This is a genomic window from Streptomyces sp. NPDC107454 (assembly GCF_055582885.1).
The window spans coordinates 88,615-113,749 of sequence record NZ_JBVJPA010000013.1 but is presented as its reverse complement, the minus strand read 5'-3'; the positions used below and the strand labels follow the sequence as shown (position 1 = coordinate 113,749).

At 71.4% G+C, this 25,135-nt stretch carries 26 protein-coding genes; 14 read left to right on the top strand and 12 right to left on the bottom strand.

Going from position 1 to position 25,135, the window contains the following annotated elements; genetic code table 11:
* The first annotated feature begins 9 nt into the window (after positions 1–9).
* Positions 10–1,059 (top strand): Zn-dependent alcohol dehydrogenase, encoded by a 1,050-nt coding sequence (locus tag ACZ69M_RS31565; protein WP_470055165.1) that lies wholly within the window; start codon positions 10–12, stop codon positions 1,057–1,059.
* A gap of 60 nt (positions 1,060–1,119) precedes the next feature.
* On the opposite strand, the gene ACZ69M_RS31560 is transcribed toward ACZ69M_RS31565, so the two are convergent.
* The gene (locus ACZ69M_RS31560; RefSeq protein ID WP_470055163.1) at positions 1,120–2,220 is read right to left on the bottom strand and encodes a GlxA family transcriptional regulator; all 1,101 of its coding nucleotides are present in this window, start codon (positions 2,218–2,220) and stop codon (positions 1,120–1,122) included.
* Positions 2,221–2,291: 71 nt separating this feature from the next.
* Here ACZ69M_RS31560 and ACZ69M_RS31555 point away from each other — a divergent pair, with 71 nt between their 5' ends.
* Complete coding sequence (locus tag ACZ69M_RS31555; RefSeq protein ID WP_470055161.1) at positions 2,292–3,707, top strand: MFS transporter; 1,416 nt, start codon at positions 2,292–2,294, stop codon at positions 3,705–3,707.
* A 39-nt stretch (positions 3,708–3,746) separates the two neighbouring features.
* Here the strand turns inward: ACZ69M_RS31555 and ACZ69M_RS31550 are convergent, their stop codons facing one another.
* The 4 genes from ACZ69M_RS31550 to tnpA all read right to left on the bottom strand — a co-directional run bounded on the left by ACZ69M_RS31550 (position 3,747) and on the right by tnpA (position 8,113).
* Entirely contained in the window at positions 3,747–4,364 is a 618-nt protein-coding gene (locus tag ACZ69M_RS31550; protein ID WP_470055159.1) for a flavin reductase family protein, read from the bottom strand.
* A 73-nt stretch (positions 4,365–4,437) separates the two neighbouring features.
* Positions 4,438–5,316: an enoyl-CoA hydratase/isomerase family protein gene (locus ACZ69M_RS31545; protein ID WP_470055157.1), complete on the bottom strand. Its 879-nt coding sequence runs from the start codon at positions 5,314–5,316 to the stop codon at positions 4,438–4,440.
* 73 nt (positions 5,317–5,389) lie between these two features.
* Positions 5,390–7,615 carry an acetate--CoA ligase family protein gene (locus ACZ69M_RS31540; RefSeq protein ID WP_470055155.1) on the bottom strand — a complete coding sequence of 742 codons (2,226 nt, stop codon included), beginning with the start codon at positions 7,613–7,615 and terminating at the stop codon, positions 5,390–5,392.
* A 201-nt stretch (positions 7,616–7,816) separates the two neighbouring features.
* Positions 7,817–8,113 carry an IS200/IS605 family transposase gene (tnpA, locus tag ACZ69M_RS31535; RefSeq protein ID WP_470055559.1) on the bottom strand — a complete coding sequence of 99 codons (297 nt, stop codon included), beginning with the start codon at positions 8,111–8,113 and terminating at the stop codon, positions 7,817–7,819.
* A 34-nt stretch (positions 8,114–8,147) separates the two neighbouring features.
* Between tnpA and ACZ69M_RS31530 the strand changes: the two genes are divergently transcribed.
* Together ACZ69M_RS31530 and ACZ69M_RS31525 are read left to right on the top strand one after the other, a co-directional pair.
* Entirely contained in the window at positions 8,148–9,371 is a 1,224-nt protein-coding gene (locus ACZ69M_RS31530) for an RNA-guided endonuclease InsQ/TnpB family protein (protein ID WP_470055153.1), read from the top strand.
* Between the two features lie 81 nt (positions 9,372–9,452).
* The gene (locus ACZ69M_RS31525) at positions 9,453–9,608 is read left to right on the top strand and encodes a hypothetical protein (RefSeq protein ID WP_470055151.1); all 156 of its coding nucleotides are present in this window, start codon (positions 9,453–9,455) and stop codon (positions 9,606–9,608) included.
* 7 nt (positions 9,609–9,615) lie between these two features.
* Here the strand turns inward: ACZ69M_RS31525 and ACZ69M_RS31520 are convergent, their stop codons facing one another.
* Positions 9,616–10,920 (bottom strand): flavin-containing monooxygenase, encoded by a 1,305-nt coding sequence (locus tag ACZ69M_RS31520; protein WP_470055149.1) that lies wholly within the window; start codon positions 10,918–10,920, stop codon positions 9,616–9,618.
* A 230-nt stretch (positions 10,921–11,150) separates the two neighbouring features.
* On the opposite strand from ACZ69M_RS31520, the gene ACZ69M_RS31515 reads away from it, so the two are divergent.
* From ACZ69M_RS31515 to ACZ69M_RS31505, 3 genes are read left to right on the top strand one after another with little or no spacing between them, the layout of a single operon-like run.
* Positions 11,151–11,603 carry a hypothetical protein gene (locus ACZ69M_RS31515; RefSeq protein ID WP_060898543.1) on the top strand — a complete coding sequence of 151 codons (453 nt, stop codon included), beginning with the start codon at positions 11,151–11,153 and terminating at the stop codon, positions 11,601–11,603.
* Positions 11,604–11,661: 58 nt separating this feature from the next.
* Positions 11,662–12,123 (top strand): Zn-ribbon domain-containing OB-fold protein, encoded by a 462-nt coding sequence (locus ACZ69M_RS31510; protein WP_470055557.1) that lies wholly within the window; start codon positions 11,662–11,664, stop codon positions 12,121–12,123.
* Between the two features lie 54 nt (positions 12,124–12,177).
* Positions 12,178–12,822, top strand: coding sequence for a GNAT family N-acetyltransferase (locus ACZ69M_RS31505; RefSeq protein ID WP_470055147.1), 645 nt, complete (start codon positions 12,178–12,180; stop codon positions 12,820–12,822).
* A gap of 26 nt (positions 12,823–12,848) precedes the next feature.
* Here ACZ69M_RS31505 and ACZ69M_RS31500 read toward each other — a convergent pair whose 3' ends face one another.
* Positions 12,849–14,372: a metallophosphoesterase family protein gene (locus tag ACZ69M_RS31500; RefSeq protein WP_470055145.1), complete on the bottom strand. Its 1,524-nt coding sequence runs from the start codon at positions 14,370–14,372 to the stop codon at positions 12,849–12,851.
* 182 nt (positions 14,373–14,554) lie between these two features.
* Between ACZ69M_RS31500 and ACZ69M_RS31495 the strand changes: the two genes are divergently transcribed.
* Positions 14,555–15,478: a GNAT family N-acetyltransferase gene (locus tag ACZ69M_RS31495; protein ID WP_470055143.1), complete on the top strand. Its 924-nt coding sequence runs from the start codon at positions 14,555–14,557 to the stop codon at positions 15,476–15,478.
* A gap of 182 nt (positions 15,479–15,660) precedes the next feature.
* Here ACZ69M_RS31495 and ACZ69M_RS31490 read toward each other — a convergent pair whose 3' ends face one another.
* Complete coding sequence (locus tag ACZ69M_RS31490; protein ID WP_470055141.1) at positions 15,661–16,332, bottom strand: pyridoxine/pyridoxamine 5'-phosphate oxidase; 672 nt, start codon at positions 16,330–16,332, stop codon at positions 15,661–15,663.
* 49 nt (positions 16,333–16,381) lie between these two features.
* Between ACZ69M_RS31490 and ACZ69M_RS31485 the strand changes: the two genes are divergently transcribed.
* On the top strand, positions 16,382–16,591 hold the full coding sequence (locus ACZ69M_RS31485) for a hypothetical protein (protein WP_470055574.1): 210 nt from the start codon (positions 16,382–16,384) through the stop codon (positions 16,589–16,591).
* Positions 16,548–16,736 (top strand): DUF397 domain-containing protein, encoded by a 189-nt coding sequence (locus tag ACZ69M_RS31480; protein WP_470055139.1) that lies wholly within the window; start codon positions 16,548–16,550, stop codon positions 16,734–16,736. The genes ACZ69M_RS31485 and ACZ69M_RS31480 overlap by 44 nt, the downstream gene beginning before the upstream one ends.
* A 10-nt stretch (positions 16,737–16,746) precedes the next feature.
* Here the strand turns inward: ACZ69M_RS31480 and ACZ69M_RS31475 are convergent, their stop codons facing one another.
* A complete protein-coding gene (locus ACZ69M_RS31475; RefSeq protein ID WP_470055137.1) occupies positions 16,747–17,916 on the bottom strand; it encodes an acetyl-CoA acetyltransferase in 1,170 nt (389 codons plus the stop codon).
* A 114-nt stretch (positions 17,917–18,030) separates the two neighbouring features.
* Here ACZ69M_RS31475 and ACZ69M_RS31470 point away from each other — a divergent pair, with 114 nt between their 5' ends.
* On the top strand, positions 18,031–19,221 hold the full coding sequence (locus tag ACZ69M_RS31470; protein WP_470055135.1) for an acyl-CoA dehydrogenase family protein: 1,191 nt from the start codon (positions 18,031–18,033) through the stop codon (positions 19,219–19,221).
* The gene (locus tag ACZ69M_RS31465; RefSeq protein WP_470055133.1) at positions 19,221–19,715 is read left to right on the top strand and encodes a nitroreductase family deazaflavin-dependent oxidoreductase; all 495 of its coding nucleotides are present in this window, start codon (positions 19,221–19,223) and stop codon (positions 19,713–19,715) included. The genes ACZ69M_RS31470 and ACZ69M_RS31465 overlap by 1 nt, the downstream gene beginning before the upstream one ends.
* Before the next feature lie 85 nt (positions 19,716–19,800).
* On the opposite strand, the gene ACZ69M_RS31460 is transcribed toward ACZ69M_RS31465, so the two are convergent.
* A complete protein-coding gene (locus ACZ69M_RS31460; protein ID WP_470055131.1) occupies positions 19,801–20,448 on the bottom strand; it encodes a TetR family transcriptional regulator in 648 nt (215 codons plus the stop codon).
* Positions 20,449–20,602: 154 nt separating this feature from the next.
* On the opposite strand from ACZ69M_RS31460, the gene kbpA reads away from it, so the two are divergent.
* Both kbpA and ACZ69M_RS31450 read left to right on the top strand, forming a co-directional pair.
* Positions 20,603–21,355, top strand: a complete 753-nt coding sequence (gene kbpA, locus ACZ69M_RS31455) for an AfsK-binding protein KbpA (RefSeq protein WP_470055129.1) — start codon at positions 20,603–20,605, stop codon at positions 21,353–21,355.
* Between the two features lie 160 nt (positions 21,356–21,515).
* The gene (locus tag ACZ69M_RS31450) at positions 21,516–23,840 is read left to right on the top strand and encodes an outer membrane protein assembly factor BamB family protein (protein ID WP_470055127.1); all 2,325 of its coding nucleotides are present in this window, start codon (positions 21,516–21,518) and stop codon (positions 23,838–23,840) included.
* A gap of 84 nt (positions 23,841–23,924) precedes the next feature.
* Here the strand turns inward: ACZ69M_RS31450 and ACZ69M_RS31445 are convergent, their stop codons facing one another.
* Positions 23,925–24,728 (bottom strand): enoyl-CoA hydratase/isomerase family protein, encoded by an 804-nt coding sequence (locus ACZ69M_RS31445; protein ID WP_470055125.1) that lies wholly within the window; start codon positions 24,726–24,728, stop codon positions 23,925–23,927.
* Entirely contained in the window at positions 24,704–25,135 is a 432-nt protein-coding gene (locus ACZ69M_RS31440) for a Zn-ribbon domain-containing OB-fold protein (RefSeq protein ID WP_470055123.1), read from the bottom strand. The genes ACZ69M_RS31445 and ACZ69M_RS31440 overlap by 25 nt, the downstream gene beginning before the upstream one ends.

Below are 25,135 nucleotides of genomic sequence, written 5' to 3'. Positions count from 1 at the left end.
GGAGTCGCGATGCGAGGCGTGGTCTTCGACGGTAAATGGACCGAGGTCGTGGACGACCTGGAGATACGGGATCCGGGGCCCGGCGAGGTGCAGGTCGCGATCTCCGCGGCCGGACTCTGTCACAGCGACCTGTCGGTCGTGGACGGGACGATCCCCTTTCCCGTCCCCGTGGTCCTGGGGCACGAGGGCGCGGGGGTCGTCGAGGCGGTGGGCGCGGGCGTCGGCCATGTCCGCCCCGGCGACCATGTCGCGCTCTCCACCCTCGCCAACTGCGGGGCGTGCGCGGAGTGCGACCGGGGGCGGCCGACGATGTGCCGCAAGGCGATCGGGATGCCGCGGCAGCCGTTCGCGCGGGGCGGGCGGCCGCTGTACCAGTTCGCGTCCAACTCCGCGTTCGCGGAACGGACGGTGGTGAAGGCCGTCCAGGTCGTCCGTATCCCCAAGGACATCCCCCTCCCGTCCGCCGCGCTGATCGGATGCGGCGTCCTGACGGGGGTGGGCGCGGTCCTGAACCGTGCGAGGGTGGACCGGGGGGACACCGTCCTCGTCATCGGCACCGGGGGGATCGGGCTCAACGTTCTTCAGGGCGCGCGGATCGCGGGCGCCCTGAAGATCGTCGCGGTCGACGCCAACCCGGCGAAGGAGGCCGTGGCGCGGCGCTTCGGCGCGACGCACTTCCTGACGTCGACGGAGGCCGTGAAGGACATCCTTCCCACGGGGGCGGATCACGCCTTCGAGTGCGTCGGCCGCGTCGAACTCATCCGCCAGGCGATCGACCTGCTGGACCGCCACGGTCAGGCGGTCCTCCTGGGCGTACCCCCGGCCACGGCCGAGGCGTCCTTCCTCGTCTCCTCCATGTACCTCGACAAGTCCATCCTGGGCTGCCGCTACGGCTCCTCCCGCCCCCAGCGGGACATCGCCCTGTACGCCGACCTCTACCGGGAAGGCCGCCTCCTCCTGGACGAACTGGTCACCCGGACCTATCCGGTGGAGGACTTCGACAAGGCGGCGCAGGATGCGGAGGGGGGGAGGGTGGCGCGGGCGGTGCTGACGTTCTAGGGGGGCGGTTCGATTGGCTGCGGGCCCGGTGGGGGCTGGTCGCGCAGTTCCCCGCGCCCCTCAGGCGGGGGCTTCGCCCCGCATTCCCCGTCCGAGACGGGCGACGTCACCCTCAACCGATCTCCCGGCCAATCCCTCACCCGGGCCCCCGCCGGGGCCCTCGACCGTGGAGGCCCCGGAGGTCCGGAAGGTGCGCCGATACGCGGTGGGGGTGACCCCGAGCACCGCCTGTAGGTGCTGCCGCATCGACTGGGCCGTGCCGAAGCCGGCGTCCCGCGCGACCTGGTCGATGGACAGGTCGCTGGTCTCCAGCAGGTGCCGGGCCCGTTCGATGCGCTGCTGGGTCAGCCAATGCCCGGGGCTGACCCCGACCTCCTCGCGGAAGCGGCGCGTGAAGGTGCGTACGGACATGGCTTCCTGTTCGGCCATGTCGCGCAGCTGGATCGGCTCATGGAGTCGGGCCAGCGCCCAGGCGCGGGCGGCGGTCGTGGTGGCCGCCTGCGGCTCCGGCACCGGCCGCTGGATGTACTGCGCCTGCCCGCCGTCGCGGTGCGGGGGTACGACGGTACGGCGGGCCACGTCGTTGGCGACGGCGGTGCCGTGGTCACGGCGTACGAGATGGAGGCACAGGTCGATTCCCGCGGCGACACCGGCGGAGGTGAGGACGTCGCCGTCGTCGACGAAGAGCACTTCGGCGTCGACCTTGATCTTCGGGAAGAGCAGCTGGAAGTGCTCGGCGTGCATCCAGTGGGTGGTGGCCGGGCGGCCGTCGAGGTAGCCCGCGGCGGCGAGGACGTAGCCGCCGGTGCAGATGGAGACGAGGCGGGTGCCGGGGCGGATGTGGGCGAGGGCGGCGGCCAGTTCGGGGGTGAGGACGCCTTCCTCGTGGACGGGGCCGAGTTCGTAGGAGGCGGGGACGACGACGGTGTCGGCGGTGGCGAGGGCCTCGGGGCCGTTCGCGACGAGGACGGCGAAGTCGGCGTCCGTCTCGACGGGGCCGGGCGGCCGGACCGAGCAGGTGACGATCTCGTACAGCGGCCGCCCGTCGGCGTCGCGTGCCTTGCCGAAGATGCGCTGCGGGATGCCGAGTTCGAAGGGCAGCAGCCCGTCGAGGGCGAGGACGACGACGCGGTGGCGAGGATGCGTACCGTGAGAGTCCATGGCCCGATCCTAGCGAATGCTGTCCTTCGGGCCACTCGTTCGCGGGAACGGCAGGCCCGAAGCTCTATGTCGTGACCCAGACAACCGATGCCGCCTCCCCGGGGGGCGCCGCAGCAGCGGAGGACCCCCGCCCCACCGAGTCGACCGACTCCACCGACGCGATCGAGCCGACCGACTCCACCGAGCCGACCGACTCCATCGAGCCGGCCCGCGCCTCCGCTCCCCGCGTCCGCATCCACCGTGCCTGGTTCGTCGCCGCCGTCACCTTCGTGACGATCATCGGCGCGGCGGCCTTCCGTTCGCTGCCGGGTCTGCTGATCGACCCGCTGCACCAGGAATTCCACTGGTCGCGCGGCACGATCGGCGCGGCGGTGTCCATCAACCTCGCGCTGTACGGGCTGACGGCGCCGTTCGCGGCGGCACTGATGGACCGCTTCGGCATCCGGCGGGTGGTGGCGGTCGCCCTGATGGTGATCGCGCTCGGTTCCGGTCTGACCGTGTGGATGACGGCGGCCTGGCAGCTGCTGCTCTGCTGGGGCCTGTTGGTCGGCCTGGGATCCGGCTCCATGGCGCTGGCCTTCGCGGCGACGGTCACCAACCGCTGGTTCACGGCGCGCAAGGGCCTGGTCACGGGCATCCTGACGGCTGCCTCGGCGTCCGGCCAGCTGATCTTCCTGCCGCTCCTCTCCTGGATCGTCACCCGGCACGACTGGCGCCCGGCCGCGGTGACGGTGGCCCTCGCGGCGCTCGCGGTCGTCCCCTTCGTATGGCTGCTGCTGCGGGACCACCCGGCGGACGTGGGCGTGAAGCCGTACGGGTCGGCGGAGTTCGTACCGAAGCCCGCGCCCGTGCAGGGCGCCGCCCGGCGCGCGGTGACGGTCCTGCTCTCCGCCGTCCGCACCGGCCCGTTCTGGCTGCTGGCCGGCACCTTCGCGATCTGCGGCGCCTCGACGAACGGCCTGGTCCAGACGCACTTCGTGCCCGCGGCCCACGACCACGGGATGCCCATCACGGCGGCGGCCTCGCTGCTCGCGGTCATCGGGGTCTTCGACGTGGTCGGAACGGTCGCCTCCGGCTGGTTCACCGACCGCTTCGAACCGCGCCGGCTGCTCGCCGTCTACTACGCGCTGCGCGGCCTCTCCCTTCTCTTCCTCCCCATGCTCCTCGCCCCCACCGTCCATCCCCCGATGATCTTCTTCATCGTCTTCTACGGCCTCGACTGGGTCGCCACCGTCCCGCCCACCCTGGCCCTGTGCCGCGAGCAGTACGGCGAGGACAGCGCCATCGTCTTCGGCTGGGTCCTCGCCTCCCACCAGGTCGGCGCCGCCCTCGTCGCCTTCCTCGGCGGTGTGGCGCGGGACGCGTTCGGCTCGTACGACGTGGTCTGGTACGCCTCGGGCGCGCTGTGCGCGGCGGCGGCCCTGATGGCACTGGTGATCCGACGACGCCCCGCGACGGGCGCACCCGCGATACCGGCGGTCGCCTGACGATTCCGGCCCCCCCCGACCGGGCGGCCTGCCGACGAGCTAGAGGAACCGCCCCTTGTGGAACAGCAGCGGCGCGACGTCGTCACCGTCGCTCGCGCCGAGCGCGTCCACCCGTCCCACCACGATCAGATGGTCCCCACCGGTGTGCACCGCGTGGATCGTGCAGTCGACCCAGGCCGCGGCGCCCGCGAGACGCGGCGAACCGGAAACGGGCGCCGCGTCGTACACGACCCCGGCGAACTTGTCCGCCCCGCTCACCGCGAACCCGCGGCACAACTCGCCCTGGTGTGCCTCCAGCACGTTCACACAGAACACGCCCGCGCGGGCGATCCGCGGCCAGGTCGTGGACGTACGCCCCACCATGAAGCAGACCAGGGGCGGGTCGAGCGAGAGCGACGCGAACGACTGACAGGCGAACCCGGCCGGCCCCCCGCCGCCGGTCTCGCCCTGGACGCCCGGCGCGGTGATGACGGTGACGCCCGTCGCGAAGTTCCCCAACACCCGCCGGAACGCCGCCTGATCGACCGGCGCCCGCTCATCGTCCCCCACCGCGCGCAACTCCGGCCGCGGCAGTGCCTCCACACGTCCCGCGACGGTGGAAGCCCCGGCCGACCTGAGATAACGGACGGCGGCGGCCGCCATCCCTGCGTGTCCCATCACACCACCCATTGAAGCTGACGGAGTGTCAGATAGGAAGGGGTGGGAAGGAGTGGGAAGGGTTGGGACTGGCTCAGCGGCCCTGGTAGCGGGGGGTTCGGCGTTCCACGAAGGCGGCCACGCCCTCGGTCGCGTCCGCCGTGGTCATGTTGATCTCCTGGGCGGCGGCTTCGGCGGCGAAGGCGGTGGTGCGGTCGGTGTCGAGGGAGGCGTTGACCAGCTGTTTGGTGAGGGCGAGAGCACGGGTCGGGCCGGTGGCCAGGCGCTCGGCCCAGTCGCGGGCGGTCTTCTCCAGATCGTCCGGTGGGACGACCCTGTTGACGAGCCCGAGCCGTGCCGCGTCCGCCGCCGTCAGCGCGTCGCCGAAGAACATCAGTTCCTTGGCGCGCTGGGGGCCGATGAGCCGGGGCAGCAGATACGCGCCGCCGCCGTCGGGGACCAGGCCGCGGCGTACGAACACCTCGATGAACTTGGCGGAATCGGCGGCGAGTACGAGGTCGCAGGCGAGGGCGAGGTGGGCGCCGAGGCCGGCCGCGGTGCCGTTGACCGCCGCGATCACGGGCTTCTCGCAGTCGAGGACCGCGCCGATCAGGCGCTGGGCGCCGAGCCGGATCATGCGGGCCACGTCCCCGGCCACCCGCTCCCCGGCCACAGGTCCCCCGGCCACAGGTTCCCCGGCCCCCGGCCCCCCGGCCGACGGTCCTCCGCGCAGGTCCGCGCCCGCGCAGAAGCCACGTCCGGTCGCCGTGATCACGACGGCGCGTACGTCCGGGTCACAGGAGGCGTGGGAGAGGTGCTGGATGAGGCGTTCGCGCTGGTCAGGAGTGATGGCGTTGAGGGCTTCGGGGCGGTTGAGGGTGATCCACGAGACGTGATTGTCAGTGGCGTGCAGTACCAATGAGTCGAGGGGATCCGCAGATTTCTCGGCAGAATTCTCGGGGGAGGACGTCATGGGGATGCTCCGGTTTTTACGGGGGGCGATGCGGCGGGTGCTGCCGCTGGGGCCGGGGCTGGGGCGTGGGCGCTCAGCGGCAGACGACCAGCGCGTCCAGCGCCACCGCTCCCTGGCCCCTGGGCAGCACCATCAGCGGGTTGATGTCGAGCTCGGCGATGTCGTCCCCGAGTTCCAGCGCCATCCGCTGTACGCGCATGACGACCTCGATCAGCGCGTCCACATCCACCGGCGGCCCCCCGCGCACGCCCTCCAGAAGGGCCCGCCCGCGCAGTTCGCCGAGCATGCCCCGAGCCTGGTCCTCGCCGAACGGCGGCACGCGGACGGCCGCGTCCCGCAGCACCTCGACGAGCACGCCGCCAAGACCGACGGTCACGGTCGGCCCGAAGAGCTGGTCGTGCGTGACGCCCACGACCATTTCCACCCCCCGCTCGACCATCTGGCACACCAGCACCCCGTCGAGCGAGATCCCCTCGTAGCGCGCGATGTCGGTGAGCTCGCGGTAGGCATCCCTGACCTGGCTGGCGGAGGTCAGTCCGATCTTCACCAGACCCAGTTCGGTCTTGTGGGCGATCTGGGCGCCGGACGCCTTCATGACCACGGGGTAGCCGACGAGACTCGCCGCGCGCACGGCCGCCGCCGCGCTGGTCACCAACTGCTCGCGCGGCACCCGGATCCCATAGGCGCGCAGCAGCTGCTTCGCCGCGTGCTCGCTCAGCTGCTGCCCCGGCCGTATCAGCGCCTGCGTCTTGCGGAAGGACGGCGAGGGCGTGCGGGGAGCCTCGTCGAAGGGGGAGCGGTAGGCGGCGACGAACCTATGGTGGTCCAGGTAGGCGCGCACGGCCGTGATGCAGTTGGCGAAGGTCCGGAAGGTGGCGACCTTCGACGAGCCGAGCAGCGTCTCGCGGTAGGCGGCCTCGGTGCCGACCGGCGAGCCCCACACCACGCACACCAGCTTGTCCGTCTGTTCCGCCGCGTCCACCAGGTCCTGCGCGAGCTTGTCGCTCATGGGAGGGAAGGGCCCGGTGATGGGACAGATCAGTACGCCGACCTCCGGGTCGGCGAGGATCGCGTCGATGATCTTCCGCCCGCGCCAGTCGCCGACCGGGTGCCCGCCGTTGTCGACGGGATTGGTCACGCTCAGGTACTCGGGTATCCACTGGTGCAGTTCGGCCTGCTTGGGGGCGGAAAGACTGGGCAGCGGAAGCCCCGCCGCCGTCGCCAGGTCGGCGAAGTGCGCCCCCGTGCCGCCCGAGATCGAATAGACGACGACACCCTCGGCCCGCGGGGCGCGGGCACGGGCCAACAGGGCGGCGGTGTCCTGGAGTTCGTCGAGCCCGTCGACGCGGATCACGCCGTACTGCCGCATCGCCGCGTCCACCACCGTGTCGGCGCCGGTCAGCTTGCCGGTGTGTGAGGCGGCGGTGCGGGCGCCGGTCTCGGTGCGGCCGACCTTGACGGCGACGACGGGCACTTTGCGGCGGGCGGCGCGGTCGGCGGCGAGCAGAAAGGAGCGGCCGTCCTTCAGCCCCTCGACATAGCAGGCGATCGCGCCGATCTCCGGCTGCTCGGAGAAGTAGGAGATGAAGTCGGCGGTCTCGAGGTCGGCCTCGTTGCCGGTGGGCGCCCAGTGGGAGAGCCGTACGCCCAGCTCCTGCATCGCGAACACCGGACGGCCCTGGTGTCCGGACTGGGTGATGAGGGCGATCGCGGGACCGTCGAGATCGTCGCGGAACTTCTCGAAGGCGTTGAGGTTGGTGTTGGGCCCGAGGAGCCGCAGGCCGGCGCGGCGGACGGCGGCGGCGAGGTGGGCCTGCGCGGTGGCGCCATCGGCCCCGGTCTCGGCGAACCCGGAGGCGAAGGCGACGGCGAACTTCACCTTGGCCTCGGCCAGTTCCCCGATCACGGGGAGCGGGTCGCCGACGAGGAGCACGGCCAGATCGATCTGCTCGGGCAGGTCGGCGAGGGAAGGGGAGCAGGGGATGCCGAAGACGGACTGACGGGTGGGGTGCACCGGGTGCAGCCGGGCGCCGACCCGCTCGGCCCAGGCGATCAGCTGCCGGGTGATGCCGGTGTTGGGCCGGCCCTCGGCGTCCGAGGCGCCGACGACGGCCACGGACTCGGGACGGAAGAAGCGGTCCAGATCGGGTACGTCGGCGTACAGCGGACGGCCGCTGACGTCCAGGTCGTCGACGTCGGCCGGGCGGCCGTGCACGACGGGTGAGGGCTGCTCGCCGCAGGCGATGACGCGGGCCCGGCGGGAGTCGGTGGTGAGGGTGCCGTGGGTTGATCCAAGCATCGGTCCGCCCGCTCCTGTGTGACAGCCAATTAACTGACGCTCTGTCAGATTACTTAACTGACGCCGCGTCAGGAACCGTTGTGCAAGCAAAAGGCTGGGCGGCGGGGATCTGGTTCGTACCCGTCGCGCGAAGAACTGGAACCCGTCGGAGTGCGAGTGCCTGCGTGTTTCTCCCGGCCCGTGTGCAACCTTCAAGTGGCCTTAATCATCTATGACCTGTCCTGTCCTGTCCTGGCGGCGGGAGGGGGTGCCCTTGTGGGAGTTGACGAGCTTGGTGACGGCGATCTTGGGCGGATAGTTCATCAGGAGGTGGACGTGGTTGTCCTTGCCGCCCAACTCCACCGGCTCGCACTCGAAGTCCGCGCACACCGACCGCATGATCTCTTCCATCCGCGTCGGGTGACCATCTGTGAGCACCTTGTGCCAGAACTTGGTCACGAAGACCAAGTGGACATACACCACGAAAGCGCAGTGCCGGCCAGTTCTGATCTTCTGCATCTCGCCGATAACCCGGGTATCTATCGTGGCCGCCATGCAGCTTCGGTACAGCTTCCGCCTGTACCCGGACACGGCCCAGTGCACCGCCCTGGCCCAGGCGTTCGGGTGCGCCCGCGTCGTGTTCAACGACACGGTGCGCGCCCGTGAGGATGCCCGGAAGGCGGGCGCAGCCTTCCCGACGGCCGGTGAGCTGTCCAAGAAGCTGATCACCGAGGCGAAGCAGACCGTGGAGCGGCGCTGGCTGGGAGAAGTCTCCGTCGTGGTGCTCCAGCAGGCTCTGCGCGACGCCGAGGCTGCCTACAGGAACTTCTTCGCCTCCCTCAAGGGGGCCCGTAAGGGCACGCGGGTGGGTGCGCCCCGGTTCAAGTCCCGCAAGGACAACCGTCAGTCGATCCGCTTCACGACCAATGCCCGCTGGTCGATCACCGGTAGCGGGCGGCTGAACCTGCCGAAGATCGGTGCGGTGAAGGTGAAGTGGTCGCGGAACCTGCCCACTGCCCCCTCCTCCGTCACCGTGATCAAGGATGCGGCCGGACGGTACTTCGCGTCCTTCGTCATCGACACCGACCCGGCCGCCGACGCTGCCCGGATGCCCGACAGTGGCCAGAGCGTCGGCATCGACCTGGGCCTGACCCACTTCGCCGTTCTCTCCGACGGCACGAAGATCGGCTCCCCACGGTTCCTGCGCCGCGCGGAGAAGAAGCTGAAGAAGACCCAGCGGGACGTGTCCCGCAAACAGAAAGACAGCAAGAACCAGGGGAAGGCCCGCCTGAAGGTTGCCCGCGCCCACGCAAAGGTGACCGACGCGCGCCGCGAGTTCCATCACCAGCTCTCCACGCAGCTGATCCGCGAGAACCAAGCGATCGGTGTGGAGGACCTGGCGGTCAAGGGGCTGGCGCGCACCAGGCTGGCCAAGAGCGTGCATGACGCGGGCTGGGCACAGTTCGTGGCCATGCTGGAGTACAAGGCGGTCAGGTACGGGCGCACCCTGGTGAAGATCGGCAGATTCGAGCCGACCTCCCAGACCTGCTCGGCCTGCGGCATCAAGGACGGTCCCAAACCCCTGAGCATCAGGGAGTGGACCTGCCCCGCATGCGGCACGGTCCATGACCGGGACCACAATGCGGCGAAGAACGTGAAAACGGCCGCCGGACTGGCGGTGACAGCCTGTGGAGCGCAGGTAAGACCAGGACTCGTCCCGGCACAGCGCGACGAAGCAGGAAGCCACGGATTCCCGCCCGAACCCCGTGCCGCGTAATGGCACAGCAACGGACGAGAAGGCCGGAATCCTCGGGCCAGCCCGAGGAGCAAGTCAAGACTGTGCTCTCCCGTACTGGGGGTGTCCGGGAGCACCGAGCGCACCTACGCCTTCCAGCTGCGGATCGACACGGTGGTGCCCGGCACGACCGGTGAGGTCAGCATCCATCCCGAGTTCGGAGACTTCGCCTTCGACCCGGACACCACGAACAACACGGCGGTGCTCGCCGTCAACTGACGGTGATTCAGTGCGCGGCGCGGGTGTCCCCCGTGTCGCGCGCCTCCGTCTTCGCCTCTGTCTTCGCCCCTGCCGTCGCCCGCGTCTTCGCCGCCGCCTTCGACGTTGCCTTCTGCGCCGCCCTCTCCGCCTTCTCCGCGGTCCTCGCGACCGCCTTCGCGATCTTCTCCGCGTCGAGGGCGAGTTCGCGGATCATGCCGCTGATGGGGTTGGTGAAGCCGGTGAAGTAGAGGCCGGGTGCCTTCTTCGGGGTGCGGGCGCCGTGCACGACCGGGTGGCCACGCCCGTCGAGGACGTCGAGGTGGCCGACGATGCCCTCCAGTGCGCGTACGTAGCCCGTCGCGGCGATCACGGCGTCCGGGCCGATGCGCTTCCCGTCGGCGAGGACGACCTTGTCCTCCTCGAAGCCCTCCACCGCGGCCACGACCTCGACCCGTCCCTTGCGGACGGCGTTGATGAGGCCGACGTCCTGGACGGGGATGGAGCCTTCGTTGACGCGGGAGTAGAGGCCGGTGTCGGGGCGGGGCAGCCCCTGTGCCGCCAGGTCCGGCACGCTGACCTTGGCCATCGGCCCGGCGAGTGCGTCGACAAGGCGCACCGGCAGCCGTCGTACGAGGATCCCGGTGAACTGGGCGGCCCAGCCGGCCGTGGAGCGGCGCACGATGTGCGGCGCGGTGCGCACGGCGAGCCGTACCCGGGAGGCGCCGCCCTCGACCAGGTCCACGGCGATCTCGGCGCCGGTGTTGCCGACGCCGACGACGAGGACGTCACGGCCGGCGTAGGGAGCGGGGTTGCGGTAGTCGCCTGCGTGCAGGAGTTCGCCGGTGTACGTGTCGCGGCCGGGCCAGTCGGGCAGGCGCGGGGTGTGGTTGTGGCCGGTGGCGACGACCACGGCGCTGCCGGTCAGCTCGCGGCCGCCGGTGGCGTGCAGCAGCCAGCCGTCGCCACCCGGGGCGGGCTCGACGCGCGAGACCTCGACGCCCGTGACGATCTCCAGCTGGTGGTGCTCGACGTACTTCTCCAGGTAGCGCACCACGTTGTCGCGCGAGACCCACCGCCCGAAGGAGCGCGGCATCGCGAGGCCGGGCAGGCCGGACAGGCGTCGGGTCGTGTGCAGGTGCAGCCGGTCGTAGTGGCGCCGCCAGGACGCTCCGACCTGGTCGGACTTCTCCAGTACGACGGCCCGTACGCCCTGGGCGCGCAGCGCGTACGCCGTCGCGAGCCCCCCGGGGCCGCCGCCGATGACGTACACGGGGCGGTCTTCGTGGGACGGCACCGGGCGGGGTGTGGAGGAAGTAGTCGAGTCGGCCATGTGCGCGAGCGTAATCACGTCGTCACTTGATAGGTCTCGGTCAAGCCCGGAATCGGTTGCGAACTGATCACGGCTGTAGGAGGAGTGGGTGGGGCTGGTGGCGTAGGTCACTCGGTTGTGTTCGAAGCGGGGGGATGAGTGAAGGGGAGGGTGGCGTACGCCTCTTGCGCGGGCGTCCTCCGTGCGCTGAACTGACGTACCGTCAGAAACCGAAGGGGGCGTGGACTGCCATGGACACGATCTGGCTCGGCGGAGCGGAGTGGCTGGCCGTGCTGCGGATCGGGCTCGGGCTGTGGTGGCTGGAGAGCTGGCGGCACAAGGACAAGAAGGGCTGGTTCGAGCGGGGGACCGGGATCGCGTGGGCGGCGGACGTCGCGGGCAAGCACCGGTGGAACGCGGTGCGCTCCGGCTTCGACGTCGTGGTCGCGCCCCGGCCGCGGACGATGGCGTACGTCGTCGTGTACGCGGAGTTGGCCCTCGGGCTGGGACTGGTGGCCGGGTTCCTGACGCCGATCGCGCTGGTCGGCGGACTGCTCCTCAACGTCCTGTACTTCACGCTCATGATCCACGACTGGGCCGAGCAGGGGCAGAACGCGATGATGGCGCTGATCTCGGTCGTCGCCTTCTTCGGGATGGGATGGCAGACGTGGTCGCTGGACAGTGCGATCGGCCTGTTCTCGTGAGGCGCGGGTCGATCGGGGTCGGGGTGCGCTCGTGAGCGGGGAGCGCGCGTCGGGCGAAGTGAGTGCCGCGGACAGGTCGCGGGCGCCAGGTGGGGCGCGATTCGATCTGCCCGAAGTCGATGCCTTCACCCGGCCGTACTGGGACGCGGCGGCGGAGGGCCGGCTGCTGATCCGCCACTGCGCGGGCTGCGACCGGGCCCACCACTACCCCCGGGAGTTCTGCCCGCACTGCTGGAGCGAAGACGTGCGCTGGCGGCCCGCGAGCGGGCACGCCACGCTCTACACCTGGTCCGTCGTGCACCGCAACGACCTCCCGCCGTTCGGCGAGCGAGTGCCGTACGTCGCCGCGGTCGTCGACCTCGCGGAGGGGCCGCGCATGATGACCGAGGTGGTGGAGTGCGAGAACGAGGCGCTGCGGATCGGGATGGGGCTGGAGGTCACGTTCAGGGCGGGGGTGCCCGTGTTCCGGCCACGGTCCGACGCCGTCCCGCCTCCTTCTTCCGCCGCCCCCTCTCCTTGAGCCGTGTCGAAAACCACTTCCTGAACCCCTGTGGGCCCCGTGAATAATGGCCGGATGCCCGACGTTCACGAGAAGCCCCTCGCCCAGCCCTTCCCCGTGCTCGACGGCCATGGTCTGCGGCTGCGCCCCTGGGACCCGGAATCCGAGGCCGATGTCGCGACCTGGCTGCGCGGGCTGTCCGACCCGGAGTTCCAGCGCTGGAACACCCCGGTCAAGATCGTCCGGGACCTGGACAGCGCCCGTGACTCGCTCCGCTCGCGCGCCGAGAGCGTCGCCGAGGGCACCGCCGTCTCCTTCTGCATCACCGACGCGGCCACCGGCACGATCCTGGGTCACATAGGCGTCAACGACATCAACCACGTCATACGCGTCGGCATCGTCGGCTACTGGGTCCTTCCGGAGGCCCGCGGCCACCAGGTCGCCACCCGTGCCCTCGCCCTGGCCGCCCGCTACGTCTTCGGCGCCGTCCGTCTGCACCGCATCGAACTGGGTCACGCCCTCGGCCACGACGCGTCCTGCCGGATCGCCGAGCGGTGCGGGTTCCCCTACGAGGGGACCCTGCGGGAGGCGATGTTCGAGTCGGGGCGGCACGACGCGTTCCGGGACGTCCACCTGCACGCACGGATCGCGACGGACCCGGAGCCGACGCTGCCGCCGACGGGCTCCGGGCCCCGGTGGGACCCGGTCCCGACTCCTTGACCTGCCGGTTCGACCTGCCGGTCCGCCTAATGGCAGGCGAACGACTTGTTGGTCTTGCTCGCGCTCAGCGCACAGGTCTTGCCCCGTACGGCACCGGACGGGTCATGGAAGGTGAGGTTCCAGGCCCCGCCGTTGTCGTTGAGGAGCGCGTAGCCGAAGACCCCCACGCCTCCCGGAGGGTTCTGTTCCTGGGTGATCGACTGTGTGACGGCCTGCAAGGGCGTGCCGATCTTCTGGCCGACGACCTTGGCGTCGTCCGGGCCGTTGTCCAGTGGTCCGCCCGAGGAGCCCACGGTCAGCTGGGGCGGGCGGGAGGTGTTGAAATCGAGCATCTGGTAGAGATGGACGTGCCCCGACAGCACCAGTCGCACGTTGTTTGCCAGCCGGTGCAGTGAGGTGCCGGAGACGGCCGCGTCGAGGACATGAGTCAGCCATTCCGCCGAGTTGGGCGGGGTGCCGGCCGCCTTCACCATCCACAGCGGCTTGTGCGTGACCACGAAGTAGTCGTTGTTGGGGTTCTGGACCGCGGCCTGGTTCACGGTTTGGAACTGCCTGGCGTAGATGTTTTTCTGCGCTGTGCTTCCGGTGTCGTCGGCGAACGAGGAGTCCACGGACGCCAGGGTCAGGGTGCCGGCGCCGATCAGCGAGGGCGCCGGGTAGATGCTGCACGTTCCGTTGGAGCGGAGATTGTCGGCGAGGTAGCGGAACCACGCGCCGCCCGCGCCGCCCTGCTGTGCCGCGTTGCAGTCTTCGTGGTTGCCCCGGGTCAGCGCGATCGGCGCCGCGGCCAGCAGTTTTTCGGCGGGCCTGAAGAAGTCGGCGACGACACAGTCCCAGCTGGCTCTGTCGGCGAGCGTCGTACAGCCCGGATTCGCCGTCTTGTCGTTCGCCCTGGAGGGGTCGTCCCGATAGAGGTAGTCACCGGTGTGGATCACGAGATCCGGCTTCGTCACGGTGGCTGCGCCGTCCGCGATCCGCTGGAAGGGCCAGCCGGTTTGATGGTCCGCGCAGTTCTGCACGGGACCGGTCGCCGGGACCTCGCAGCCCGCGTCGCCGATGACGGCGATCTTGCTGGGACGTGTTGTCGAGGTCCATTTCGGCAAGGGGAGCTGACGGTTCGCGGGATGCACCGTGGCTGCCTGGATCGACGTCTGCTCGAGCACCGCGTTGAAGGCCGTGAGGGGCACCCCCAGCTCACAGACGGTGGTCGGGAACTGTGAGGTCGGCCCGGGAAAGCTCACAGGGTGCAGGGAGTGCGGACTCCGGATACCTCCCAGGGTGTAGCGCACGACGGGACACTTCTGGCTGGTGTCCGTGGACACGTACCGGATCTGGGTGCCGCGGCTGGTCAGTTGGGTCCATGCCCAGGCCTCGCCGTTCGGCGCCCCGGGCGGAGGTGTCGTTCCAGGTGGTGGCGTCGGCTTAGGGGGTTTCGGCCCCGCGCTGTCGGGCGCGACCCGTGGGGGAGTCGCGCCTGCCGGGACCGCCATGGCCGGGACCGCCGTGGCCAGTGCGCTCGCCATGACGAGGGCGGCGATTCGATACCGCATGTCCAGTTTCTCCGTTCGAGTGCCCCGGACATACCGATGTATTTCACCGCCTGGGGGCACACCTGGATGGTCACCGACGGTGCCCCTTCGTGCACCGTCACGGGGGCGAACGGCCTACACGGTCACGTCGGGCCCGGAAAACCGGAGGCGTCGGGCGCGCCGTGAGCGGGATCATGCCTGGCATGACTCGTGACGCGCGCGGCTGGGTGTTCACCCACGATCTGGACGAATTCCTCACGAGCGCGGGGGACTTCCTGCGCTCGCGGCCCGCGGCGCACACCGTGGCGCTGTCCGTGACCGATGCGCTGCGCAGACGAGGGCCGGACGTGTACGGGGAGGAGGCACCGTTCTTCGGCCGGTTCGCCGACGCCGACGCCGACGGGGAGGCTGAAGGGACGGGCGACGGGGTCGGTGGGGTGTCGGCGGTGCTGTTCCACACCCCGCCGTACCAGCTCAATCTCACCGGCCTCCCGGCGGAAGGCGTCGACGCGCTGGCCGCGCGGCTCGCGGACGAGGGGTACTCGTTCCCGGGCGTCGGCGGTCCGGTCGACACGGCCGCGGAGTTCGCCGCCGCCTGGGAGCGCCACGCGGGTGCGCGGGCCCGGCTCAGGAGAAGCGAACGGCTGTACCGGCTCGGTACGCTCATGCCGCCGACGCCCGTTCCACCGGGCCGCGCCCGGGTGGCCGACGAGAGCGACCACGCGCTCGTCGCGCGCTGGTACGCCGAGTTCGCCGGGATCTTCGAGCGCAACGAGAGGCAGGACCCGGACCGCTGGGCCGAGAGCCGACTCGCCTACGGCGGTGTCACGCTCTGGGAGACGCCGGACGGTACGCCGGTGGCCATGGCCGGAGCGACCCCCCTGATCGCCGGGCAGATCCGGGTCGCCCCCGTCTACACCCCGGCGTCCCTGCGCGGACGCGGCTACGCGGGGGCCGCCACCGCCGAGGTCAGCAGGGCCGCGCTGGCCGCCGGGGCGGACGAGGTGCTCCTCTTCACCGACCTCGCCAACCCGACCAGTAACGGCCTCTACCAGCGCATCGGCTACCGCCCCGTCGCCGATTTCGCCGTCTACGACTTCGTCACCTTCTCGGCCGTGAACGGCTGAGCGTGTACGGCTCAGCGTTGTTCGCGCCTTGTCGCGCTCCCGACTGTCCCCCACGGCAGGACGGTCACGGGTCGCATCTCCCGCCTTCCGGCTACCCGGTGGCGGGACGGGCTTGGTGACGAACACCCACGCCGAGCGTGCGCGGTCGCGCACGTTCAGGCCCACCTGACCGGTCCCGCGTCTCAGGGCCAGAGCAGCTCCTTGCGCCAGCCACCGCCCTCCGGGGAAGGTTCCGTACGGCGGTAGACGAGTCGTACGTGCCGACGCCTCGCGTCTCCCTGGAAGAACTCCACCTCTTGGGGCCGGAGGCGGTAGAGGGTCCACGTCGGGGCCGCGGCGTCGGGCTGGCGCTGAGCGCGGTCCCAGGCCTCGTCCGAGGCCCGCCCCAACTCCGCCACCGAACCGAGCACTTCGCTCTGCCTGCCCACGAGCGCGGCGGCCAGCGCCCCCGTCGAGCGGGCGTGCAGATCCGCCTGCCCCTCCTCGGCCGGCGCGACCTCGACCGGCCCCCGCAGCCGGATCTGACGGCCCTGAGCGGGCCAGTAGAACCCGAGGGCCGCGTACGGGCGCGCGGCCAGCTGACGGCCCTTGCGGCTGGTGACATGGCTCGCGAAGGCCCAGCCGTCCGCGTCCGCGCCGTGCAGCATCACGGTCCGGACGTCGGGCAGCCCGTCCTCGTCGGTCGTCGCCAGCGACATCGTGTGCGGTTCGCTCTGCCCCGCCGCGACCGCCTCCGCGAACCACTCCGTGAACAGGGGGAGTGGTTCGGCGGGTGCGGATGCCAGGTCGAAGGAGGGCAGCTCTACGTCCCACACCCGCAGTGACCTGAGCAGCTCGTGAAGATCCGTTCCCATCCTCCGAGTATCACTCGGGGGACCGGCAGAGCTGCGCCATGAGCACTCCGTGCAGCAGCTCCGCGTCCACGAACGCACCCAGCTTCGGTGCGCCGTGTCCCCAGCTCAGGGGTACGTGTTCCCCTCCGGCGCGGGTACGCCCACGTACTCGTCGTGCGTCGAGCGGGTGAACCGGCGGGCGCCGGACGGCCAGTCGCGCTCCGCGCCCTCGCCGGGTGCCAGCAGGAAGTACGTCCAGCGGCAGCCGTGGACCCCCTGACTACAGCAACAACGAAGGCGAGGCCTGCCTCGAAATGGCAACCCGCCCCGAATCGGTCCACATCCGCGACTCAAAGAACCTCACCGCCGACGCCCCCACCCTCACCCCCACCACCTGGACGGCCTTCCTCCGTACCGTCCGTTGAAGCGGTCGGCTCACCCGCGTCCCAGCACCACCGTCCCCGACGAGCAGAACCACCCGCCCGTCCCGGAGGCCACCGCCAGTTCGGGAAGGCGTCCGCCCGTCTTCCTGACCTGGCGTTCCCCGGCCTCCCCGCGCAGTTGCCGTACGGCCTCCACCAGGAGGAACAGGCCCCGCATCCCCGGATGCTGGGCCGAGAGCCCGCCGCCGTCCGTGTTCACCGGCAGCTCCCCGCCCACCGTCAGGCGCCCCTTCTCCACGAACCGACCGCCCTCGCCCTTCGCACAGAAGCCCAGGTCCTCCAGGGTCACGAGGGTCATGTACGTGAAGGCGTCGTAGAGCTCGGCCACGTCGATCTCGTCGGGCCGCACCCCCGCCCGCTCGAAGGCGAGGCGTCCGCTCACCGCCGCGGGGGAGACGGTGAAGTCCGGCCACTCGGACATCGTCGTGTGCGAGACGTGCTCGCCGGTGCCGAGGACCCACACCGGGGCCGTACGGCAGTCCCGTACGTACTCCTCGGCCGCCAGCAGCACCGCCGCGCCGCCGTCGGAGCGCAGACAGCAGTGCAGCTTGGTGAAGGGGTCGGCGATCATCGGGCCGGACAGGACGTCGTCGGTGGTGATCGGGGTGCGGAACATCGCCTCCGGGTTCAGCGCCGCGTTCGCCCGCGCCTGGACGGCCACCGAGGCGAGCTGTTCGAGTGTCGTGCCGTACGCGTGCATGTGGCGGCGCGCGGCCATCGCGTACTTGGCGATGAGCGTGTGGCCGTAGGGGACCTCGAACTGGAGAGGACCCCGGGCGCCGAAGGAGAGGTTGCCGGTGCGGCGGCCCGCCTTGATGTCGGCGCGGGCGGTCGAGCCGTAGACGAGGAGGACGGCCTCGGCGTGGCCCGCCGCGATCGCGTCCGCCGCGTGCGCCGCCATGACCTCCCAGGTGGAGCCGCCGACGGCGGTGGAGTCGACCCAGGTGGGGCGCAGGCCCAGGTACTCGGCCACCTCGACCGGCGGCAGGGTGCCGAGGCCGGCCGACGCGAAGCCGTCGACCAGCGAGCGGTCCATCCCCGCGTCCGCCAGCGCGCGCCTGGCGGCCTGGGCGTGCAGGGCGTAGGGCGTCGCGTCGTCCACGCGACCGCAGTCCGAGAGGGAGACACCCACCACGGCGACCTTGCGCTTCCCCGGAGTCATGAATCTGACGGTACATCAGATGCGGCGGCGCGCGGGAGGTCGTCGTGGCTCTGGGCATCCGTACCGCACGGCGCTAATGTGACGGACCGTCAGATCGGGAGAAAGGGCCTGGCCATGGACGCCCGTTTCACCGCCGAACAGGACGAGATCCGCCGCACCCTGCGGGAACTCCTGCTCAAGCGCTGCGGTCCGGAGGAGGTGCGGTCGGCCGTGCGCACCGGGGCCGGATACGACGCCGGGCTCTGGGAGACCCTCGCGCAGCAGCTCGGGCTGCCGGGGCTCGCCCTGCCCACGGCGTACGGCGGGGTCGGCTGCTCGTTCGCCGATCTCGCCCTCGCCTGCGAGGAGTCGGGGCGGGTCCTCGCGCCCTCGCCGCTGCTCGCCACGGCCGCCCTCGCGGCACCGCTGATCCTCGCCCTCGGCACCGACGCCCAGCGCGCCGGGCTGCTGCCCAGGATCGCGGCCGGCGAGCTGACCGCCGCCCTCGCGGTACCGGGCGCCGGGCTGCCCACCGCGCTCGGCCTGGTCGGCGACAACGGCGGGGACTGGGCGGGCGGCGGCCGGGCCGGGGGTGTACAGGCCCGGCCGGACGAGGAGGGCGGCTGGCGCCTCTACGGGGAGGTGGAACGCGTCCTCGACGGGCACAGCGCCGGGCTCCTGCTGGTCGCCGCGCACACCGGGGGGTTCGCCCGGGCCCGGACGCGGATCTTCCTGGTGACGGAGGGCGCCCAGGGGCTCGTACGGATGCGGCAGACGTCGATGGACGAGACGCGGGCGCAGGGGCGGGTGCAACTGCGCCAGGTGCGGGCCGAGTTGCTCGGTGAGGAGGACGCCGACGTGCTCGGCGCGCTCGCCTCCGTCGGGGACGGCGCCGCCGCCGTGCTCGCCGTCGAAGCCGTCGGCGGCGCCGACCGGGCGCTGGAGCGGACCGTCGCCCATGTGCGGCAGCGGGAGCAGTTCGGGCGGGCGATCGGGTCCTTCCAGGCGGTGAAGCACCGGCTCGCGGACGTGTACGTGCGGGTGCAGGCGGCGAGGTCCGCCGCGTACTACGCCGCCTGGGCCGCGGGGGCCGGGGGCGAGCGGGTCGGCGGCCTCGCGCTCGCCCAGGGCCTGGAGGCGCTGCGCACGGCCGCCGCCGAGGCGATCCAGCTGCACGGCGGCATCGGCTTCACCTGGGAGCACGAGGCCCAGCTGTACTTCAAGCGCGCGGCCGGCGACGAACTGCTCTTCGGGCCCGTGCACCGGCTGCGGGCGTACGCCGCCGACGCGGCGCGGCTCTTCGACGGGGCGGAGGTGGCGGTCTGATGGCGCCGGGAATCCGGTCGCGAGCCGTCGTGCGGAGTGTGCAGAAGGTGTCCTCGACGCGGGCCTTCGCCCGGGTCGCCCCGCACCTCGTCCCTGCCATGGACCGCGTGGTGCACCGGCTGACGCGCGGCAAGGTGCTGCTCAGCGCGCAGCTTCTGCCGGGGGTCGTGCTGACCGTGCGGGGCGCCCGCAGCGGGCTGGAGCGGCGTACGCCGCTGGCCTGTATGCCGGAGGGGGAGGGCAGCTGGATTCTCGTCGGGTCCAACTTCGGGCGCACCGATCATCCGGCCTGGACCGCCAACCTTCTCGCCCATCCGGACGCCGTCATCAGCTGGCAGGGCGACGACGTCCCCGTGCGGGCCCGTCTGCTGGCGGGGGAGGAGCGGGACGCGGCCTGGAAGGCGGTGCTGGCCTTCTGGCCCCCGTACGCCACGTACCAGGCGCGGATCGATCGGGAGATCCGGCTGTTTCGCATCGTGCGCCGCCGCGCATAGCGCAGCAGGCGGCAGTCCACGAAGTGAACTGCCGCCTGCATGACAGGATGTGGGCCGAACAGGAGCCCCAGAAGATACGGTCGCGCTACTTGGTCGGCTTCTTCCCGGTCACCCCGAGGTGCACCAACAGCGCCAGGTTCGGCTTGAGTTCGGCCTGTTTGACGCCCCAGGTCTGGAAGCCCTTCTGGTGCGAGGCCACCGCGGCGAGCATCGCGACGAGGGAACCGGCGATCGCCGCGGGGTTCACGTCCTTGTCGACCTTGCCCTTGGACTGGAGCTCGGAGACGGAGTCCGCGAGGGAGTTGTTCACCGAGTTCAGGATCTTCATGCGGATCTTGTAGAAGCGTTTGTCGCCCTCGGCGGCGCCCAGGTCGACCACGCGCAGGATCGCCTCGTTCTTCCGCCAGAACTCCAGGAAACCGTCCACGAGTTCCTGCGCGCTCGCCCAGCCGGCCTTGCCGACCCAGGATCGCCCTTCGAGGAGCTGGGTCAACCCGGCGCCCTCCGTGGCCATTTGCTCGGCGATCTCCAGGACGGCGCCTTCGACGTCCGGAAAGTACTGGTAGAAAGTCGCCGGCGACGTGCCCGCCTTCCGGGCGACATCGATGACTTTGACGTCCCGATACGGCGACGAGCTGAGCATTTCACTGAGGCAGTCGAGCAGTTTCTGCCTGGTCGCCTGCCCTCGCCGTCCGGCCACGCGGCCGTCGACGGTACGCACTTGTCCTGTCATGCCGTCAGCTTACCGAGGGGTGATCGGAGCGCGATTCGGCCGACTGCAAATGGGGTGCGTGGGGCAGTGAGGGCGGCGAGTGGGGGCCCCGGGAGATGTCCGAGGGTGTCCGGGCCGTCGCGCGGAGTGGATGAAAGGCCGTTAACTTGACCGCATGGCCGTATCCCGGGCGTCCGACGCAACGCACGCCTACCCGGAGGGCGTCCCCTGTTGGGTCGACGCACAGCTTCCCGATGTGGAGGCGGGCAGGCGTTTCTACGGTGAACTGTTCGGCTGGACCTTCGGAGAGGGGTTCGAGCCGCACATGGGGGGCGTGTGGGCACGCCATCACGGGGAGCCCGTCGCCGCCCTCACGCCCAAGCGGGACGGGCGGATGCCCACCGTGTGGACGGTGTCCTTCGCGACCCCGGACGCCGCCGCGCTCGCGGCCCGGATCCAGGCGGCGGGCGGGCAGGTGATCGTCGCGCCCACTCGGCTGGGCCCCTACGGTACGACCGCCCTCGCGACCGATCCCGAGGGCGGGGTCTTCGGCCTGTGGCAGGCGGGCACCCACGCCGGTTTCGGCAAGCGGCACGAGCCGGGCTCCTTCTGCTGGGCCGAGCTGTACGCGCGGGACCCGAACACCGTCGACCGTTTCTACGGCACCCTGTTCCACGACGCCCTGTTCGGCCCCGACGCCACGCCCGACTTCGGCCGCGCCCCGGTCTCCGGAGTCTTCTCGGCCGAGATGCCGCCGCACTTCCTCGTCCACTTCGGAGTGGAGGACGTCGAGGCGGCTCTCGGTACGGTGAACCGGCTCGGCGGACGTGTCCAGGCGCCCCCTTTCGACACCTCGTACGGAAGAGCGGCCGTCGTCACGGACAATCAAGGGGCGTCGTTCGCCGTACTCCAGGTACGGGGCCGGTGATTTTGTCCCGAGACACCCCGTTCCGCCCCCGGGTTCGCAACCTGTGGCCCGGACAGGAAGAATCGGGGTGCGTGCCGCCATGGCGGTGCGGTGGTGAGACGCTGCACGGGGCTGCGTTCATACGTGGATGACGTGGCTCGTACGGGGAGGTGGCAGGCAAGTGGTGGATCAGCTGACACAGCACGATCCGCGGCGGATCGGGCCGTTCGAGGTGCTGGGACGGCTGGGTGCCGGCGGCATGGGGCTGGTCTATCTCGCGCGCTCGGCTTCGGGCCGGCGCGTGGCGATCAAGACGGTCAGGACCGAGCTCGCCGAGGACCAGCTGTTCCGGGTCCGCTTCACTCGTGAGGTGGAGGCCGCGCGAGCGGTCTCCGGCTTCTACACGGCGGCCGTGGTCGACGCCGACCCGCGCGCGGCCGTGCCGTGGCTGGCCACCGCGTACGTTCCGGCGCCCTCCCTCGAGGAAATAGTGAACGAGTGCGGGCCGATGCCGGCCCAGGCGGTGCGCTGGCTGGCGGCGGGCGTCGCGGAGGCGCTCCAGTCGATCCACGGCGCCGGGCTCGTCCACCGTGACCTGAAGCCCTCGAACGTGCTGGTGGTGGAGGACGGGCCGCGGGTCATCGACTTCGGTATCGCCTCCGGTGTCTCGAACACCCGTTTGACGATGACGAACGTCGCCGTCGGCACCCCGGCCTACATGTCCCCCGAACAGGCGAAGGACTCGCGCAGTGTCACGGGCGCGAGCGATGTCTTCTCGCTCGGCTCGATGCTGGTGTTCGCCGCCACCGGGCACGCGCCCTTCCACGGCGCCAACCCCGTCGAGACGGTCTTCATGCTGCTGCGGGAGGGCCCCGACCTGGAGGGTCTCCCGGACGAGCTGCGCCCCCTCATCGAGTCCTGCATGCAGATGGAGGCGACCGGCCGCCCCAACCCCGCCGACCTCCAGGCCCAGTTGGCACCCCACCTCTTCGGCTCCGGCTCCGACGACAGCGGTACGGCGTCGGCGTGGCTGCCCGAGCGGGCGGTGGGCCTGATCGAGGCGCGCCGCGGGGGCCGTCCGGCGCTGAAGCCGCAGTCCTCCGGCGGTCGCAGCGGTGGCGGACGCCCCGCCCTGCCCCCTCCGCCCTCGCACGCTCCCGTGCCCGTCGGGGCGCCCGACACCGGTCCCGTGCGGCTCGCGGGCGGCCAGGTGCCCATCGGCCCCGGGCCGCGTGTCGCCGACGCCCGTGCCGCCGCTGTGAAGGCACCTCCTCCGGAGGCGGGACTCGCCGCCTCCTGGTCCCGCCCGCGCGTCGGCGTCAACGGCGCCGACCCCGTGCCGACGGTCGCTCCGCCGCCCGCCCCGGACTCCCCGTCCGGCTGGCGGCCCTGGCGCTTCCGTATGTCGAACGACGTATGGGGTACGCCCTCCGTCGCGGGTGACCTCGTCTACGTCACCTCCTTCGAAGTCCACGCCCTGGACGTCGCGACCGGCCGCCGCCGCTTCAAGACGCGGGACGTGGCCTGGTCCATGGCGGTCGCGGACGGTCGCATCCACGCCTCCGACGGCCCCACCCTCTTCGCACTGAACGCGCGGGAGGGCGCGGACCTGTGGCGTCTGTCCACGGACGCCTGGGTGTACTCCCTGAAGGCCGACCGCGGAACCGTCATCACCGGTACGCGCGGGGGCGGCGTCCAGGCCTGGGAGGCCTCCAACGGCCAGAAACTCTGGGAGATCACCGGCGCCCAGACCGACTTCGAGTCCCCGGAGGCCGGGCCCGCCGTCCACGACGGCACGGTGTACGTCTGGAAGGACGCCCGGCTGCGTGCCCTGGAGGCCCGTACGGGTGAGGAGCGGTGGTCGTACCCGATCGGCGACGCGGCGTCCTGCGGGGGCGTACCCGTACGGATCACCTCCGCCCCCGACGGCTACGTCTACATCTCCGCGGGCACCCGCGTCCTCGCCGTCGACGTCGCCGGCGGGCACGTGCGCTGGCACTTCGAGGCCCCCGCGGTCTTCCTCTCCGCGCCGACCTTCGTACCGGGCCCCGCGGTCACGGGAGGCGGCGTGTACCTCGCCGACTACCTCGGCACGGTGTACGCCCTCGACGCGACGGACGGGCGCGACCGCTGGCGCATCGCGACCGAGGCCCGCTCCTCGATCGATCCCGTCCTGGTCGCGGCCGGCCACGTCCACGTCGGCAGCGGCAAGGGGCTGTACACCCTCGACGCGGTCACCGGCACCCCGAAGTGGCGCTTCCAGGCCGGGGGCGACCTCGTGGGCGCGCCCGCGGTCGCCGAGGGCCGCATCCACTTCGGCTCCACGGACCATCTCCTCTACACCCTGAAGGCGGACGACGGACGGCTTCGCTGGAAGCTGGCGACGGGTGGGGAGATCACCGGTGCGCCGGTGGTCAAGGACGGGGTGGTGTACGCGTGCAGCAAGGACCGGTGCGTGTACGCGCTGGACGCGGAAAAGGGCACGGGCACGGCCCGCACGACGTAGGGGTGACCGGGCCCCCCGGGCGCGGTGATTCGGCTGCGGGACGGTGGGAACTGCGCGACCAGCCCCCACTCGGCCGCGGACGCGTCACCGCACCCGGAACCCGTTCGGTCGGCGTGCGGAGAACAACTCCTCCTGCCGGGTCGGGGGCAGGTTGCCCAGGGAGATGAGGTGGGGGGCCTGGGCGAAGGCGTGGGTGCGGGCCGCCTCGTGGGCCGTCCACAGGGCGCGAACGGTGCCCTGGACTCCTTCGGAGGGGTAGGAGGCGATCACCGTGGCGCAGCGGACGGCGGCCTCCAACGCGCCTCCGGGCGCGGTGAGTTCGGACACCCATCCGATGTCGTACGCCCGCCGCGCGGACATCCGTTCGGCGTTCCCCATGAGTGCCATCCGCGCCGCCTCCCCGTACGGCATCCGGTGTGCCGCGTACACGGACTCGTACGCGCTGACCATGCCGTACGTCGTGTGCGGGTCGAAGAAGGTGGCGGTCTCGTCGGCGACGACGAACTCCGCCTCCCCGAGGAGGTAGAAGGCCCCTCCGCAGGCCATCCCCCGCACGGCCGCGACGACCGGTTTCCACAGGTCGTTGGCCTTCGGGCCGATACGCAGGAGCGGGTCGTCGACCATGAAGGGCGAGGCGGGCTGGGGGGTCCGGGTCGCGCGGTCGAGGCCGGTGGAGAAGGCCCGTTCGCCCGCGCCCGTGAGGACGACGGCCCGTACCGAGTCGTCGAAGCGGAACGCCCGCCAGGCGGCGGCGAGTTCGGACGCCAGGGCCTCGTCGATGGCGTTCAGTTTCTCCGGGCGGTCCAGGGTCAGGACCGCGACGCCCGTGTCCTTGTCGGTCGCGATCCGCAGCGCGCCGCCGTTCACGACCGGCCGTCCAGAACCCACTGCGGCAGCCCCTCCCCGCCGAACACCACCCGTACCCGCGCTCCGATCCGGATCCGGTCCGGGGGGAAGGAGCCGAGCGGGGCGCCCGGCGCCGTGACCAGGTTGCCGACCAGGCGGATGTGCGGGGCCTCGGCGAGTTCGACGACGATCGCGTTGTACGGGACCAGGGCCGCGTACGCCGGGAGCAGCGGCGGGTGCGGGACGACGTACGACCAGACGCGGCCCAGTCCGCTCATCCGCCGCCACTCGCTGCCGAAGGACCGGCAGTGGGGACAGCAGGGGCGGGGCGGGAAGCGCAGCTCGCCGCAGTCGGCGCACGCCTGGATCCGTAGCTCGCCCTGGGCGGCGTACCCCCAGAAGGGCGCGCCGTCGTCGTCGAGGACGGGGGTGAGAAGGGGCTCGGTCAT